16 protein-coding genes are annotated in these 16,657 nt (G+C 42.5%); all 16 read left to right on the top strand.

The window, feature by feature from the left end; translation table 11 throughout:
- Nucleotides 1-146 precede the first annotated feature (146 nt).
- The gene (locus VMW39_02440) at nucleotides 147-1,382 is read left to right on the top strand and encodes a sensor domain-containing diguanylate cyclase (GenBank protein HUW22876.1); all 1,236 of its coding nucleotides are present in this window, start codon (nucleotides 147-149) and stop codon (nucleotides 1,380-1,382) included.
- Between the two features lie 31 nt (nucleotides 1,383-1,413).
- A complete protein-coding gene (locus VMW39_02445) occupies nucleotides 1,414-2,145 on the top strand; it encodes a HAMP domain-containing sensor histidine kinase (protein ID HUW22877.1) in 732 nt (243 codons plus the stop codon).
- Between the two features lie 21 nt (nucleotides 2,146-2,166).
- Nucleotides 2,167-2,544 (top strand): response regulator, encoded by a 378-nt coding sequence (locus VMW39_02450; GenBank protein HUW22878.1) that lies wholly within the window; start codon nucleotides 2,167-2,169, stop codon nucleotides 2,542-2,544.
- Between the two features lie 349 nt (nucleotides 2,545-2,893).
- Nucleotides 2,894-3,379: a transcriptional regulator NrdR gene (gene nrdR / locus VMW39_02455; protein HUW22879.1), complete on the top strand. Its 486-nt coding sequence runs from the start codon at nucleotides 2,894-2,896 to the stop codon at nucleotides 3,377-3,379.
- Nucleotides 3,380-3,423: 44 nt separating this feature from the next.
- Nucleotides 3,424-3,699, top strand: a complete 276-nt coding sequence (locus tag VMW39_02460; protein ID HUW22880.1) for a hypothetical protein — start codon at nucleotides 3,424-3,426, stop codon at nucleotides 3,697-3,699.
- A gap of 204 nt (nucleotides 3,700-3,903) precedes the next feature.
- A complete protein-coding gene (nrdD, locus tag VMW39_02465; GenBank protein ID HUW22881.1) occupies nucleotides 3,904-6,378 on the top strand; it encodes an anaerobic ribonucleoside-triphosphate reductase in 2,475 nt (824 codons plus the stop codon).
- A complete protein-coding gene (dut, locus tag VMW39_02470) occupies nucleotides 6,329-6,745 on the top strand; it encodes a dUTP diphosphatase (GenBank protein HUW22882.1) in 417 nt (138 codons plus the stop codon). The genes nrdD and dut overlap by 50 nt, the downstream gene beginning before the upstream one ends.
- A 103-nt stretch (nucleotides 6,746-6,848) precedes the next feature.
- On the top strand, nucleotides 6,849-8,009 hold the full coding sequence (locus VMW39_02475) for a GuaB3 family IMP dehydrogenase-related protein (GenBank protein ID HUW22883.1): 1,161 nt from the start codon (nucleotides 6,849-6,851) through the stop codon (nucleotides 8,007-8,009).
- A gap of 251 nt (nucleotides 8,010-8,260) precedes the next feature.
- The gene (locus VMW39_02480) at nucleotides 8,261-9,151 is read left to right on the top strand and encodes a phosphoribosylaminoimidazolesuccinocarboxamide synthase (GenBank protein HUW22884.1); all 891 of its coding nucleotides are present in this window, start codon (nucleotides 8,261-8,263) and stop codon (nucleotides 9,149-9,151) included.
- 92 nt (nucleotides 9,152-9,243) lie between these two features.
- Nucleotides 9,244-10,548, top strand: coding sequence for a phosphoribosylamine--glycine ligase (gene purD, locus VMW39_02485; protein HUW22885.1), 1,305 nt, complete (start codon nucleotides 9,244-9,246; stop codon nucleotides 10,546-10,548).
- Nucleotides 10,549-10,820: 272 nt separating this feature from the next.
- On the top strand, nucleotides 10,821-11,342 hold the full coding sequence (gene purE, locus VMW39_02490) for a 5-(carboxyamino)imidazole ribonucleotide mutase (protein HUW22886.1): 522 nt from the start codon (nucleotides 10,821-10,823) through the stop codon (nucleotides 11,340-11,342).
- A 17-nt stretch (nucleotides 11,343-11,359) separates the two neighbouring features.
- The gene (locus VMW39_02495) at nucleotides 11,360-13,015 is read left to right on the top strand and encodes a Na/Pi cotransporter family protein (GenBank protein ID HUW22887.1); all 1,656 of its coding nucleotides are present in this window, start codon (nucleotides 11,360-11,362) and stop codon (nucleotides 13,013-13,015) included.
- A 147-nt stretch (nucleotides 13,016-13,162) separates the two neighbouring features.
- The gene (gene purM / locus VMW39_02500; GenBank protein ID HUW22888.1) at nucleotides 13,163-14,110 is read left to right on the top strand and encodes a phosphoribosylformylglycinamidine cyclo-ligase; all 948 of its coding nucleotides are present in this window, start codon (nucleotides 13,163-13,165) and stop codon (nucleotides 14,108-14,110) included.
- Complete coding sequence (locus tag VMW39_02505) at nucleotides 14,107-14,898, top strand: formyltransferase family protein (GenBank protein HUW22889.1); 792 nt, start codon at nucleotides 14,107-14,109, stop codon at nucleotides 14,896-14,898. Before purM ends, VMW39_02505 begins: the two co-directional genes overlap by 4 nt.
- A 3-nt stretch (nucleotides 14,899-14,901) precedes the next feature.
- Nucleotides 14,902-15,894, top strand: coding sequence for an HAD hydrolase family protein (locus tag VMW39_02510; GenBank protein HUW22890.1), 993 nt, complete (start codon nucleotides 14,902-14,904; stop codon nucleotides 15,892-15,894).
- Nucleotides 15,872-16,657 (top strand): carbohydrate kinase family protein (locus tag VMW39_02515; protein HUW22891.1); only part of this gene is annotated, 786 nt, incomplete at its 3' end. The genes VMW39_02510 and VMW39_02515, both read left to right, overlap by 23 nt.

Here is a 16,657-nt window from a genome sequence, read left to right on the forward strand (position 1 = left end):
CTTCCCATTATCGTCTGTACTGCTTATGATACTTTCAGGAGTGACTTTGAGATATGGGCTGGACACATTGCCGATTACATTGTCAAGCCCGTAGATTTGGAAGTGTTGAAGGAGAAGATAGGAAGAATCATTGGATAGGTGAGGATATGGGAAGAATTTTTAAGACTACTGCTTTTTTGGTTTTCATTCTGGTTGGTATTTACATAGTGTTGGATATCTTTTTAGTTTTAGATAATACAGCAAAATATATCCTTCTGGCATCGCTTATCCTTCTCTTTGTGTGTAAGGATATACAGAGCCATCGTCGCAACAGGGATTTAAGAATTGCCCATCAGAAACTTAAAGACATAAGCGAAATTACGGAAGCCATACTGAGCACCATGAAACTGGAAGAGATTCTGAAACTTGTTATGCGGGACATAAGGAAAGAATTCGATTTCGACCAAGTATTCTTGTACCACCTTGAGGAAACAGAGAACAAAAAATTATTAAAGTGTATTGCCTATCCCGGGGCGGTCTCTATGAAGGGGATTAGCCGTTACAATATTTCCGTTGAGGAAACGCCGGGAATTCTCTCCCTTTCCATTAAGGAAAGGAAGCCCTATATTGTGGAAGATGCTAAGGCTGACTCGCGAGTCGAGCCTCCGATTATAAATGAACTTAAGCTCAAGAGCTTTGCTGTTATTCCCATTGTGGTTAAGAAGGGACCCCCGGGCGCCCTTATCGTCTCTCAAAGCAATCTTAAGAGAAAGATAACAGAAGATGATTTTGCTCCTCTGCTTCTTTTTGCAAACCAGGTGGGAATAGCTATTGAGAATGCAAAATTGCTTAAGGAAACTGAAGAAAAGACTATTGTAGATGAACTTACACAGGTCTATAATCAGAGACATTTTCAGCGAAGGTTACCCGAAGACATAGAGCTTACCAGAAGATACGCCCACTTTCTATCTCTGGCAATGCTGGATATCGATGATTTCAAGCATTATAACGACACTAATGGTCATCTGGCTGGAGATATGGTTCTTAAGCAACTCAGCCAGATACTTACTGGTCACCTGCGCAGGACAGATGTTCCTTTCCGATACGGAGGCGAAGAGTTTGCAGTAATTCTTCCAGCAACTAGTCGTGAAGGAGCTCTCATAATATTGGAAAAGGTTAGAAAGGAAGCAGAAAACTTCTCCTTCGAATATAGAGAGAAACAACCCGTAGGAAAAGTAACCGTTAGCATTGGGATTGCTACTTACCCTGTAGACACCAAAAATGCTCAAGATTTGGTCAACTGTGCCGATAAGGCTTTATACCGAGCTAAGGCAACCGGGAAAAACAGAACATGCTTATATAAGGATTTAGCTGAGAAAACAGGACTGAGAACTGAGAATTGAAAGAAGTAACCTGGGAAGGAGGATTTTTGTTTTGGGTGGAGAAGATTCAGCAAAATATAAAGAAGCTGAGAGAAAACTGAAACAAAAAGTTAAAGAGTTAAAAACAAGGGACCGAGTAAAGGAAGAGTTCCTTACTTTAGCCCTACATAAGCTGCGTTCTCCTCTAACACCCATTAAGGAATATGTCTCTAAAATACTGGGCGGAAAAACAGGAGATATCAACCAACAGCAGAAGAGGTATTTAGAGATTGTCCACAGACAGGTAGAACGACTCATTCGATTAGTGGAAGAACTGTCTGAACTTTCTCCGGTGAAGTCGGGGCGCTTAGGGCTCAAGAAAGAACCTATAGCTCTTCTCGATATTATTGATAAGGTTGTTCAATCCTTAAGGAGAGAAGCCGAAGACAAAGGGATTTCTCTATGTGTAGAGTTGCCAACTGGTCAACCAATTATTCGTGGCGACGAGAAAACCCTCAGGGAAGTTTTCACCAAACTCATAAAGAACTCTCTTAATGAGACTTCATCAGGTGGGAAAGTTATTTTTTCAGTTAACGGTGAACCGAAAGTTGTTGGTCAGAATAAGTTTGTAGAGATACTTTTTCCTGATACTGCAGGAGGAATAACTCAGGGAAAGAGTGGAAATAAAGAAGACGCAGGTTTAGGACTATTTATGGTTAGAAGTATTGTGGAAGCCCAGGGTGGAAAGGTTCGCTTTGAAGATGAGAGCAGGAGACTTGTTATTCTTCTACCATTTGTGGGGTAGAAAACAGAATGGGAGAGAATTATGCCAGAAAAAGTTCTTATAGTAGAGGATGAACCAGACACATTACAGCTTTTGAAAGAGAGTTTAGAGTCTGAAGGATATGAAGTCATAACCGCTATTGACGGCATAGAAGCTGAAGATAAAACGCACAGAGAAAATCCTGATATTATTATATTGGATATTTTCCTTCCCAAAAGAGATGGTTATGAAGTCTGCAGGAGGTTACGAGAAGACAAGAGTTCTTTCGGGATTCCCATCATTATGTTAACTGCCAAGGATGATTATGGAAGTAGATTAAAAGGATTCCTTCAAGGAGCCTTCGATTACGTTACTAAGCCATTTAGTACAGAAGATTTGATTAACAAGACAAGAAAGTTATTGTCCACCATAAAAAAATAGAATACCTCCACAAATATTCTCTCCTAAACCAAAGAATAATTAGTTCAAATTTTTCTTGACAGCACTATATGTAGTATGCTACCATAAACGGGCTACTTTATATTGTATGTTGGGGTGGTTATATTGAAGCATAGGAATTTGAAAAATTCCTATGCGGATTAGGGGGTTTGGGGGAAACAATCTGGTTTCCCCCAAGGGGTCGCTGGAGCGACGAATAAGGAGCTCCGTGTTAGCGACGGGCGCGAGACGGTGAGCGCCCCGGAGGACAGCGGAAAAATGCGACGAATAGGAGCATTTTGGAACGCCAGAGGGGCGAAGCCCCTATGGAAGTAACCCCGAGGGGGTTATCTTGAAGTGTCCATTTTGTGGCAACTCTGAAGGAAAAGTAATCGATTCCAGACCAGTAGAAGGAAGTTCTGTGGTCAGGAGACGCAGGGAGTGTCTTGTCTGTAAGAAGAGGTTTACTACCTTTGAGAGGATTGAAAGCATGCCTCTCATGGTTATTAAGAAGGACAAAAGACTGGAGGTTTTCGACCGCAATAAGTTGCAAGAAGGCATTCTGCGCGCCTGTCAGAAAAGGCCAATTTCACTCGATATTGTGGAGAAAATTGTTAGCGAGATTGAGGAGGAATTGCAAGATTACATAATGGAGGTTCCTTCTAAAGTAATTGGAGAGACAGTGTTGAAGAAGCTACGCAAATTGGATGAGGTAGCTTACGTGAGATTTGCTTCTGTCTATAGGCAGTTTAATGATATAGGTACATTCTTAAAAGAATTAAAAAAATTGAAGCGGAAAAATAAACATAGGGGAGTTGCCAGACAAAGCGCTGGATAGAAGAGCTAAAGCTCTGTTCTGATTAGGAAGAAGAAAGGAAGGGGATGAAGGTCAAAATTTTTGGAAAGAAAGATTGCAATATTTGCAAGGCTTCACTCAGGAAATTTCAATTCTTTCTGGACAAATGGGAATTGACCGAAAGGATTGAACTCACCTTTTACGACTTGGATACAGTGGATGGATTGACCGAGGGTTCTCTTTTGGATGCTCTGGAAGTGCCCACAATCATTCTGGAAGAAGACGGTATGGAAGTTGCCCGCTGGGAGAAGAGAGTACCGAGGTCTGACGAATTTGGGGAAATTTTTGTTTCCAAATCGTAGTGCAGGTTTTTTAAACTGCTAAAATCCTTTCAAATATTGTAGCTGCAGAGCGAAACTCTGCTTTGTAGGGGCGGCACTCCGTGGCCGCCCAATGAAAGGGACGGCACAGAGTCCGTCCCCTACAGAGAGGCTGAGGAGTCTCCTCTCCCCTTTGGGGAGAGGGTTAGGGTGAGGGGAATTGTAGTTATATTTTGGAGGCGAAGAATGATTAAGGTTCAAAAGAGGTTCTTTACTTCAGTCAGGAAAAAAGATGGCCGAATTGTGCCCTTTAATAAGGGCAAAATCGTTGAGGCTGTATTTAGGGCAGCCAGGCAAGGCGGTGGAGAGACCTGGCGGATGACTCGCAAAATAGCCGATGATGTGGAAGAGTACTTGAAGAAGAACTATCTGCAGGGTGAAACGCTGAGTATGAAGACAATCGGTGATGCTATTGAGACTGTGCTTATGGAAAGTAAACATTTACTAACTGCAAAGGCCTACAACCTTCATCGAATTGCCAGGCAGAAAATGGCACAGAAGCTTAAGGTATCAAAGAAGAAGAGGAAAAAAACCGATACCACCGACTTCGCTCTCCTGGTAGCTACCGAAACCGAAGCAGAATTGACTCCCTGGAGTAGGGATAAAATAAGTCAGGCTTTGGTCAAAGAAGCAAACATTCCCTTAAAGGTTGCCGATCGGATTGCCCACAATGTGGAGAAGAAGATAGTTGCTTCTGGTCTGAAGCAGGTGGTCACTGGTTTTATTCGAGAGTTAGTTGATAGCGAGTTACTGGAATTAGGTTATGGAAAGAAGATTAAAGAACAGACAAGCTTAGGAATCCCCACTTATGATCTGCAAGAATTGATCTTTTCCAAGAGCCTGGAGAACAGTAACATAGCTTCTCATAATCCGGAAGCAGTAAATTTGGTTATTGCTGAAACTACATTGAAACAGTATGCCCTCAACAACATTTTTTCCCGGAATTTAGCTACTGCCCATCTGAAAGGTAAAATCCACATTCACGATCTCGGCTATCCTATTAGGGTTTATTGCAGTAGCCATTCTCTCGAATATATTAAGAAGTACGGGCTGCACATGGAGAAACTGGATATCATCTCCTCGCCAGCAAAGCATGCCCGGACGCTTACCGGACATTTGAATACCTTTCTTGCTTCTATGCAGGCTTATTATGCCGGGGCTCTGGGCGTGGGTTACATAAACGTATTCTATGCTCCTTATCTGGTGGGGATGAATTCGAGAGACATCAAACAGGAAGCCCAATATCTCATCTTCTCCTTATCCCAATCGGCATTCTCCCGCGGTGGCCAGGTTCTGTTTCTGGACGCAAATGTGCACACAGGGGTTCCCAGTTACCTGAAGAAAGTTCCCGCCATCGGACCGGGAGGAGAATATACTGGAAAAACTTATGGAGACTATGAAAAGGAAGCGCAGATATTTGCCAAGGCATTGATGGATGTCTGGCGAGAAGGGGATAGTTTCGGCCATATCTTTGCCTTCCCCAAGATGGACCTGCACGTAAACGTGGATACGTTTTCCGACCCTAAACAATATGAACTATTAGAGTATGCCTGTCTCGTTGCCAGTGAGAATGGTGTTCCTTATTTTGTCTTTGACCGGGATGACGTCACTCTTTCTGCATGCTGCAGGTTACGCACTACAATCACTGATGATTATGTTATCAAGCATCCCGAGTCGATGAGATTTTGTGGATTTCAGAATGTGACCATTAACCTTCCTCAGGCAGCCTATCGGGCAGGGAGAGGCGGAATAGAAAAGGTGTTCCCGGAAATAGAGAAAGCAATGGATTTAGCAATGGAAGCACATCTTCAGAAGAAGAAATTTATCGGGGAGTTGATGAAAGAGGAAGGGTTGCCTTTGTGGGAATTAGGAAGGATTGCTCGAGATGGCAGACCCTACGTCGACTTAGAAAAAGCTACTTACATCATTGGAATTATTGGACTGAACGAATGCGTACAGTATCTGACCGGAAAAGAGTTGCATGAAGAAGAAGAAACTTACAGGTTAGGATTGAAGATAATGTCCTTTATGTATCTGAAAACAAAGGAGTATGGGAAGAAGTATGGCTTAAGAGTTGCCATGGAAGAGAGCCCTGCTGAATCTGCTGCCCGCAGGCTGGCTAAGGTGGATCTAAGGGAGTATCCACAGTCAAAAGAAGTAGTTAAAGGAGACATTGAGAAAGAAGAATTCTACTATACTAACAGTATACATTTCTCTGCCAGTGCTCCCATAAACCTGGTGGACAGGATTGTTAAGCAGAGTAAATTTCATACCTTAATTGAGAGTGGGGCAATTCTTCACGCCTTCATTGGTGAGGAGAAGCCATCTCCTGCTTCCATAATGAATTTGGTAAAGAAAACTTGGGAAGCTACTAAGGCAGCACAACTCACAATCTCGCCAGAATTTACAGTTTGCAACAAGTGCAATCAGTTGACCAGGGGATTAAAAGAGAAGTGTTCCCATTGTGGCTCCACTGAGGTATACGGAATAACCCGTATTGTGGGATACTTCAGTAGGGTTTCTAACTGGAATAAGTCCAAATTGGGTGAATTAAGCGACCGGCACAAAGGGAACTATTCCTTGGGAGGTTTAAAGATTGAAAGTAAAGGTGATGAGATTAAGGAAAGATATTCCTCTGCCCCAGTATCGACACCAAGGTGATGCCGGGGTTGACCTGTTCAATGCCGGGGAGGAAATTTCGTTAAAGCCACAGGAGAGAACATTAATTCCTACGGGAATAAGAGTAGCTGTTCCTTTAGGATATGAGTTGCAAATCAGACCCCGTAGCGGATTAGCGATAAATAAGGGACTCACTATTTTGAATACTCCCGGAACAGTCGATTCTACCTATCGGGGCGAGGTGAAAGTTATAATCTTTAATACCAGTCCTAAAGAGGCTATAGAGATTAAAAAAGGGGAACGCATTGCCCAGGCTGTGCTCAAAAAAGTAGAGCTTATAGAATGGGAAGAGTGCGAACGACTCGATGATACAACACGTAATGAAGGAGGATTTGGTAGTACAGGATAACCAAACGAACTGGAGTGTCAAACGAAAGTTTGACTTGTAAAGCTCTCGCTTTACACTCCAAAGATATTATATCATAATTCATAATTTATATTGGAGGTGTAATATGCCTTTCTTTATAGGTCGGGATCGGGAGGCTCGCAGGGCCTATGGTTTTGATGAGGTGGCTTTAGTTCCAGGCTTGGTTACCATAAATCCCAATGAAGTAGATATTGTCTGGAAGCTTGCAGATTTAGAGCTGGAGACACCGTTCATGGCTTCAGCAATGGATGGCGTAGTGGGTCCCAAGTTTGCCATTGCTATGGGCAAGCTCGGAGGATTGGCAGTATTGAACTTAGAGGGAATACAGACTCGATATAAAGACCCGGAGAAGATTCTGAAAAAAATTGCCACTGCCAGTGCAAATGAAGCAACAGTCTTAGTCCAGGAAATTTATAAAGAGCCTATAAAAGAAGAACTTATCACCAAAAGGATAAGAGAGATTAAAGAAGCCGGGGTGTTAACTGTTGCTTCTTCCATTCCCCAGAATGCTTCCCGGTATGGCAAATTAGCTCAAGATGCAGGATGCGATATCTTTGTGGTTCAGTCCACAGTCACCACGGTTAAGCATATCTCCACAGAATATGAGGTTCTCGATTTCAAGAAGTTCTGTTCCCAGATGAACATTCCTATAATTGTGGGAAACTGCGTGAGTTACGGTGCTGCTTTAGAACTTATGCAGACAGGATGTGCCGGGCTTCTGGTGGGAATCGGTCCTGGCGCTGCCTGTACGACAAGAGGAGTATTGGGAATCGGTGTTCCCCAGGTGACTGCTACTATAGATTGTGCTTCGGCGCGCGATTACTATTATAAGAAGAGTGGAAGATATGTCTCCATTATCACTGATGGTGGTATGACTACAGGCGGCGATATATGTAAAGCCTTTGCCTGTGGGGCAGATGCAGTGATGGTTGGCTCAGCATTTGCCCGGGCAAAAGAGGCTCCTGGAAGGGGATACCACTGGGGAATGGCTACTCCCCACCGAAACCTCCCCCGGGGAACCAGAATTCATGTGGGCACCACCGGAACCTTAGAAGAAATCTTGTATGGACCAGCCAAGCTGGATGACGGCACGCAGAATTTGGTGGGAGCACTCAGAACAGGTATGGGTAACGTGGGAGCGAAGAACGTTAAGGAGATGCATCTCACTGAAATAATCATTGCTCCCGAGATAAAGCTAGAAGGCAAGATATTTCAAAAAGCCCAGCGAGTGGGCATGGGAAAATGAGACGAAAGAAAAGTTGATTTTTCGTCACGAAGGAATTTTTTCACCGCTCGGAAACTTCGGCTTCTGCAAAGCGCAGAATTAAACTCGCCCCGATAAATCGGGGCTCAAACAAAATTCTGCTTGCAAGTCTTATTGTCAGCCTTGTTTCCTCGCTAAAATTCCCAATGTCCTCAAAATCAACTTTTCTTTCGCAGGGTAGTGAAGCAAGAAATTAAATGCTCCTCGTAAACTAACTTTTCTTAGGAGAGTATATGGGAAATTCACAGGCAATTATAGAAACTAACCTAGAAGGGATTCCTCTCTTCTTTCGGGGCAAGGTGCGCGATATCTACGATCTCGGCGAGGAACTTCTAATTGTAGCTACAGACAGGATTTCTGCCTTCGATGTTGTTCTTCCCACTCCCATACCAGATAAAGGTAGAATTCTCACTCAGATTTCTCTTTTCTGGTTCAATTATTTAAAGGATATTGTTCCCAACCACCTGATTACTGGAGATGTTGAAGATTTCCCTTCACAACTCTCTCCCTATAAGGAGATTTTAAGAGATCGTTCTATGCTGGTGAAAAAAGCGAGACGAATAAACATAGAGAGTGTGATAAGGGGATATCTTGCCGGTTCCTCTTGGAAAGATTACCAGAGGGAAGGCAAGGTTTGTGGCGTTGACTTGCCCCAAGGTTTAAAGGAATCGGATAGACTTCCTCATCCTATATTCACCCCAGCCACCAAAGCCCAGACGGGTAACCACGACATAAACATAACTGAAAAGCAACTTATTGATAACGAGGGAGAGGAGGTCTCCCTATTTCTCAAGGAGAAGAGCCTTACCGCTTATAAAAAGGCAAGCGATTATGCCCTCTCTAAAGGAATTATTATTGCTGATACCAAATTTGAGTTCGGCATTCTCAATGATAAAATTATTCTTATCGATGAAATCTTAACTCCCGATTCTTCCAGGTTTTGGGATAAGGAAAGTTACCAGCCGGGAAAGCCCCAATTGAGCTTTGACAAACAATTTGTCCGCGACTATCTGGAATCCCTCAACTGGGACAAGAAACCTTCTGCTCCCCAATTACCTGAAGAAATTGTCACAAAGACAAGAGAAAAATACCAACAAGCCTACCAAAAATTAGTCAAAGGTTAATGATGAAATCGGTGGTTGTTTTGAGATCGAAGGTGAACACTGATTTTAATGGGCTAATTCTGGATAGAAATTTTTGAAAAGGAAGGTGGGATGTGAAGGTTTTGGTTATTGGTTCTGGTGGAAGGGAACATACCCTGACTTGGAAACTGGCGCAGAGTAATAAAGTATCTAAGATTTATTGTGTTCCGGGGAATGGGGGGATTTCACAAATTGCTGAGTGTGTTTCGCTGGATCCGCTAAATTTTTCTGAGGTGGCAGAATTTGCCAAGAAGGAGAATGTGGACTTGACTGTTGTTGGGCCGGAAGTTCCTCTGGTGGCGGGAATTGTCGATTTTTTCCGGGCTAAAGGTTTGAGAATTTTTGGGCCTAATATGAGAGCAGCACAGATGGAAGGAAGTAAAGTATTTGCGAAGAATTTCATGAAAAAATACAATATTCCCGCTGCTGAATTTGAGGTTTTCGAAAATTCTAGGGATGCCTTAGACTATGTGGAGAAGCTCTCGCGTTCCTCTAAACAAGCTGGTAAATTTTCCTGTGTGGTCAAGGCTGATGGATTGGCAGCAGGGAAAGGGGCGATTATTTGCGGAACAAAAGAGGAAGCAATGGATGCGGTTCGCTCGATTATGGAAGATAGGATATTCGGTGATGCAGGCAATAAAGTTATCATAGAGGAGAAACTGGAAGGAGAAGAAGCATCACTGATTGGACTTTGTGATGGAGAAACCATTATTCCCACAATACCTTCGCAGGACCATAAACCAGTTTTTGACCAGGATAGGGGACCAAATACAGGAGGAATGGGAGCATATGCTCCTGCACCGGTGGTGACTGAGGAAGTTTATTGCTGGGCGGAAGGGAGGATTTTCAATAATTTTCTTAAAGGGGTGAAAGCGGAAGGGATAGAATTTAAAGGTGTAGTATATGCCGGGATTATGGTTACTAGTGAGGGGCCAAAAGTTCTTGAATTTAACGTTCGCTTTGGTGACCCGGAAAACCAGGCAGTTCTACCTCTTTTAAAGACAGATTTAGTTGACCTCCTGGAAGCTACGATTGATGGGAAATTAAAAGAGGTTCCAATTGAGTGGGAGAAGAAGTCCTGTGTCTGTGTTGTGGTTGCCTCGGGTGGATATCCAATGTCATACGAGAAGGGCAAAGAGATATTGGGGCTGGATAAGGTTGGGAAAAAGAATGATGTTTATGTATTCCACGCGGGAACGAAGAAAGATGGGAACCGTTTCTTAACTTCTGGTGGTCGGGTTATGGGAGTTACTGGTTGGAACGATACCTTGGAAGGGGCAATAGATTTGACTTACGAAGCTGTTAAAGAGATTAGTTTTGAGGGGATGCATTATAGAAGGGATATTGGAGCTAAAGGGTTGAGGGTGAGGAAAAGTTAGTCTGCTCGTCGCTGATGAAATTTTATCGTTTCGCTCGCAAAGATTTAGTAAAGCAAGAAATTGAGTGCTCCTCGCAAACTAACTTTTCTTTGAGAAGGCTAGTAGTGTAGCCCTTTATGGGCGTAATTTTTACGGGCATAAAGCCCTACACTACCAAAACATTACCTGTAATGCCATGTTGCCATGCTCAAATCATTACAGGCATAAAGCCTTACACTACTTTTTATCCATTAGGACATTCAAAACCAACTTTTTTCAAATAGGGAGAGAAGATGAAAAAGGCAGTTGTGGGAATAGTGTTGGGGTCGGATTCGGACCTTTCCCCTATGAAAGAGTCGACAAAAATGTTGGAAAGGTTTAATGTCCCTTATGAGATGACAATCTCCTCTGCGCACCGTTCTCCTAAGAGGACAATTGATTACGCTAAGAGAGCGGAAAGGAGAGGCCTGAAAGTTTTAATTGTTGGCGCTGGCGGAGCAGCACATCTTGCGGGAGTAATTGCTGCTCACACTACTCTTCCGGTAATTGGCGTGCCTATGCATACAGGTCCACTGAAAGGAAGAGACTCTCTATACTCTACTGTGCAGATGCCTAAAGGAGTGCCTGTGGCCACTATGGCCATTGGGAAATCAGGAGCGATAAATGCAGCTATTATGGCAGTGGAGATTCTTGCTTTAAGTAATGCACAAATTAGAAAAGAATTGAAAAGATTCAAAACTGACTTAGCAAAGGATGTGGAGAAGAAAGGTAAGAGATTGGAAAGATTGGGCTACCAGAAATATTCGACTTCATAATTGAGGAGTAATAATAAATGATTAGAGAGACAATATTTGGTGTAGTTGGTGGTCTGGGCTTATTTATATTTGGTATCCATCTTATGGGTGCCGGACTACATAAAGCCTCTGCAGATAAAATCAGAAAAATCCTTGCTGCTCTAACCTCTACACCCTTTATCGGCATGCTCGTTGGCGCAGGAGTAACATCACTTATTCAATCCTCCAGCGCTACTACGGTGATGTTGGTGGGATTTGTTAATGCCGGGCTGATGACTTTGAGACAGGCAATTGGCGTGATTTTGGGAGCCGATATTGGCACGACAATCACTGCTCAATTAATCGCTTTTAAATTGACTGATTATGCTTTACCAATTATCGGGCTGGGTATGGCGATGAACATCTTCGCTAAAAAGAAATTCTATAAGAGTATTGGAGAATTTCTTTTCGGTTTCGGTATTCTCTTTTTGGGTCTGAAGATATTGACGGGTTCAGTAGAGCCTTTTGGAGCTAGCGAGTCTGTGCGTAATGCCTTTATCATCTTTAGCAAGAGTCCTATCACTGGCATAGCTACTGGTATGATAGTAACAATGATTGTCCAATCAAGTAGTGTCACCGTGGGCTTAGTTTTGGCTTTAGCTTCTACGGGGTTAATAGACTTAAGTGGAGCAATACCTCTAATTCTGGGAGACAATATTGGTACTTGTATAACTGCTCTTCTTGCTTCTATGGGCACGACTATTTCTGCAAAGAGGACGGCCATTGCCCATGTTACATTTAAAGTTATAGGAGTAGTTCTTCTCTTGCTTTTCCTGCCTTATTATCAAAAGTTGATTGCGGCTACTGCAACTAATATTATGCGCCAATGTGCTAATGCCCATACAATATTTAATGTAATGATTACTATGCTTTTCCTTCCCCTGGCAGGAGTTCTGGCCCGCACGATTGAAAAGGTTGTTCCTGGAAAGGAGACTGTTGTGGAGGCGGGTCCTAAGCATCTGGAAAAACACCTTTTAAACACACCTGTTTTAGCTTTGCACGCAGCAATACATGAGACCGTTCATACTCTAAAGCTGGTTAAAGAGATGGTAGATGATGCTATTGAAGGATTTATGAAAAACGATATTAAGGCATTGGCTAAAGTTTCTCAGGGTGAAGAGGCTGTGGACAGCTTGAGGATGGCGGTTTCAAATTACCTGGTGGAACTGATGCAGAGGGAATTGAGTGAGGAAGAGTCAAAGAAGATACCATCTCTTTTGCACATAATTAATGATGTTGAACGAATCGGCGACCATGCGGAAAACTTGAGGGACCTGGCAGAAAGGAAAATTGATGAAAAGTTACCTTTCTCCAATATGGCAATCAGTGAAATCCGCCAGATACAGGGAGAAATCGATCAGATGGTGCAGGAGGCTATTTCTGCACTTAAGACAAACGAGGTTAAAGAGGCACAAAAGGTAATTGAAAGGGAGTCTCGAGTTAACCTTTTGAGGGATAAATTAAATCAGAATCATGTTAAGAGGTTAGAGGATGGAACATGTAAAGTGCTTTCCGGGATAGTTTTTCTGGAAATGGTTAGTAACCTTGAAAAGATAGGGGACCATCTGACCAATATCGGTCAGGCGGTTATTTCTCCACTACAGTGGGAACATATTGAGGAAAGGGAGCATATCGAGGAAAAGGAAAAAGTCTAGTTGGAGTCCTCCCGAAAGGGAAGGGTGGAGTGTCAAGCGGAAGCTTGACTCAGTGAAACTCTCGTTTCACACTCCAGAATTTAGTTGCCTTGCTTTCGCAAGGACTCCAGAGTTTTTGGAATCCTCCCGAAAGGGAGGGAGGTTCTTATGGTTACTTATAAAGAAGCCGGAGTAGACATTAAGAAGGCAGAGAAGCTGGTAAAGAAAATAAAGGGAATTGTTTCTGGAATCGGAGGATTCTCAGGTCTTTACCCGATGAAGCTGGCAAGATATAAGAAACCTTTTCTCGTTGCTTCCACTGACGGGGTGGGAACAAAACTAAAAATTGCGCAACTCATAAGAAAACATGATACAGTAGGCATTGACCTTGTGGCAATGTGTGTTAACGACATTATAACTTGTGGAGCAAAACCTATGTTCTTCCTTGACTACTTTGCCACGGGAAAGCTGGAGCTGGGAGTTGCTGAGGAAGTAATCAAGGGAATTCATAAAGGCTGCCTTCAGGGTGGTTGCTCATTAATAGGAGGGGAGACTGCTGAGATGCCCGGTTTCTATAAAAAAGGCGAATACGATTTAGCCGGCTTTTGTGTGGGCATTGTGGATAGAAAAGAAGTAATAGATGGAAAAAAGATTAAACCGGGTGATATAATTTTTGGTCTTCCTTCTTCAGGCTTGCATAGTAATGGTTTCTCTCTGGTGCGCAAGATTTTTTCCCAGAAAGAATTGAGAAGCCTGGGTAAGGAGTTATTGAAACCCACAAAGATATATGTGAAAGATGTCCTTTCAGTAAGGTCTATTGTGCGGGGAATTGCCCATATTACGGGAGGAGGATTTATTGATAATATTACTCGTATTCTCCCTCAGGGGTGCCAGGCGATAATCCATAAAGGTTCCTGGAAGGTTCCCCGAATTTTCCAGCTCGTTCAGAAAAAGGGAAAGATTAAAGAAAAAGAGATGTTTCATACTTTCAATATGGGAATAGGCATGGTTCTGATTGTCTCTCCGGCTAAAAGAAAGAGACTCTTATCTCGTTTACCACAGGCTCGCTCTATTGGAGAGGTGGTCTCTGGCAGGCGTCAGGTGAAAATAATATGAGCTATAAGTTTGGAATATTCTCTACAGGAAGAGATAATGAAGCGATCAAGCTTTTTCAAGAAGTATATAGTAGCATTGAAAAAGGAGTTATAAACGGAGAGATAACCTATCTATTCTGCAACAGAGTTGAAGGAGAAAAGGAGATAACCGACTCGCTTCTTAAATTGGCAAGAGACTGCGGGATTGAGTTAATCACTTTTTCTTCTAAAAATTTTAAGAGAGAAATGAGAGAGAAGGCTGTTGAGGAAAGCAAAAGTGAGGGAAGCGATTCTCCTCTCCTTATCCAGTGGAGAAACGAGTATGATAAAGAAATAATGGAGAGGATTCCTCAATCCTTCGACATTTATCTCGTAGGTTACATGCTTATAATTGGACCTGAAATGTGTAAGTCTTACAACATTCTGAATCTCCATCCAGCACCACCTGGTGGTCCTCAAGGTAGCTGGCAGGAAGTGATGAGGAAATTGATTGAGTCAAATGCAAAAGAAGCGGGTTGTATGATGCATCTGGTAACGCCTGAATTAGACAAGGGTCCTCCCATCTCCTATTGCACATTCCCCATTGTGGGAAGAGATTACGAGCCACTGTGGAAGGAGTACTACTCTACCGGCAACTACTGTAAGCTCTTCTCTAAAATTCGGGAAGAAGAATTCAGAAGAGAATCTCCTCTGGTTATTCATACAATAAAAGCATTTGCTGATGGAAAAGTACGGATAGAGGAAAAGAGGGTTGTAACCACAGAGGGCGAAGCCACAAAAGGTTATTGCTTGAACGAAACTATAAAATAAAAGATGCAATTTATTACTGACTGTGAAGGACCTATCTCCAAGAATGATAATGCTTTAGAACTGGCAACCAATTTTCTCCCGGAAGGCGAGAAATTTTTTACCCAGCTTAGCAGGTATGATGACTTTTTAGCATTAACCGGAAGGGAAGGATACAAGGCAGGCGATACATTGAGATTGATCCTTCCGTTTCTGAAAGCCTACGGGACGACAGATAAAAAAATTGTAGAATATTCAAGAAATAATATTCTTTTAATGCCTGGCGCTAAAGAGACACTCCGTTTCGTTCAGGAAAGGATGCCTTCCTTCATTGTTAGTACCAGTTACCAGCCCTATATTCAGGCACTCTGTGAAGTCGTAGAGTTTCCTCCTGAAAATGTCTATTGTACCGAGCTAAACATAGACAAGTATAATATCTCTAAGGAGGAGATAGAAAAACTTAAGGAATTTAGTAAACAGATATTAGCTTATCCTTTAATAGAAGTTTCTGAAATTAACAATTTAAACCCTCAGACTAAAGAGGCTATAGATAGATTGGAAGAGATTTTTTGGAAAGAAATAATTTCTATGAAATCGGGTAAAATGCTGGAAGAGGTTAATCCAGTGGGAGGTCGAGAGAAAGTCAATGCCATAAAAGATAGTCTAAAGAAATGTAACAACAGTTCTCAAGATGCTATGTATGTGGGAGATAGCATCACTGATCGAGAGGCATTAAGTTTTATAAGAGAAAATGGAGGATTGGCAGTATCTTTTAATGGCAATAGATACGCAATTGAGAAGGCTGAAGTAGTCTGTATTTCAGAAAATACAGCTCCCATTTCAGTCCTTGCAGATGCTTTTTCCCGGGGAGGTAAGGGAAAGGTGATGGAGTTGGTAGAAAACTGGAAAGAAAAACTTCCCCTGCTGGAAGTGGTGAGTGAAAATAATAGAGAACGTCTCATCTCTCTTAGCGAAAAATTCAGGAAGAGTGTAAGGGGTGAGGCGGGAAGTTTGGGATGAGAAGATGGATGTTGTCTCTATAGGTGCTGTAAATATCGATTTAGTGGCTAAGGTAGATAGGTTTCCCAATCCTGACCAGGAGACTGTCATCAGAAGCTGGGATATGGTTGGCGGTGGTTCTGCGGCCAATGTTGCCTGTGGGATTTCCCGCCTGGGAGTAACTTCTGGGTTCATTGGAAATGTGGGAGGAGACTATTTCGGAGAAATCCTGAGGGATGGTTTGAAAACAGAGAAGGTCGATATATCTTGCTTAAAAGTTTGTCAGGGAAATAGTGGAAGCGTTATTGCCATTGTTAATGAAGGTGGTGAGAGGGTTCTCTTTGCCTATCAAGGAGCCAATGCAAAACTATCTCCTGGAAATATTGATAAAAATTATATAAAATCCGCTAAGTATATTTTCTTGAGTAGCATTGAAGGTGAAAAAGCTATCCCGGCGATGGAACTTGCTTCCCAATATGCTAAAGAATCTGGAGTGAAAGTATTTTTCGACCCGGGATACATATTTGTGGAAAAGGGGCTTAAAAGCCTTCAAGGAATCTTGAATAAAGCAACAATAGTGAAATTTAATGAGACAGAAATAAAAGAGTTAACCAAAAGAGAAAAACTCCTCGATGCCTCGGAAACCATTGCCGAATACGGAGCGAAAATTGTTCTTACCACTCTGGGAGGAAAGGGATGTTTTGTCTATTCTGGTTCGGGCAAGAAATTTATTGACTCGTATAAAGAATTCAAACCTGTGGATAAAACAGGGGCTGGTGATGCC

It is taken from the genome of bacterium (assembly GCA_035530055.1).
Lineage (GTDB): Bacteria > UBA6262 > WVXT01 > WVXT01 > WVXT01 > WVXT01.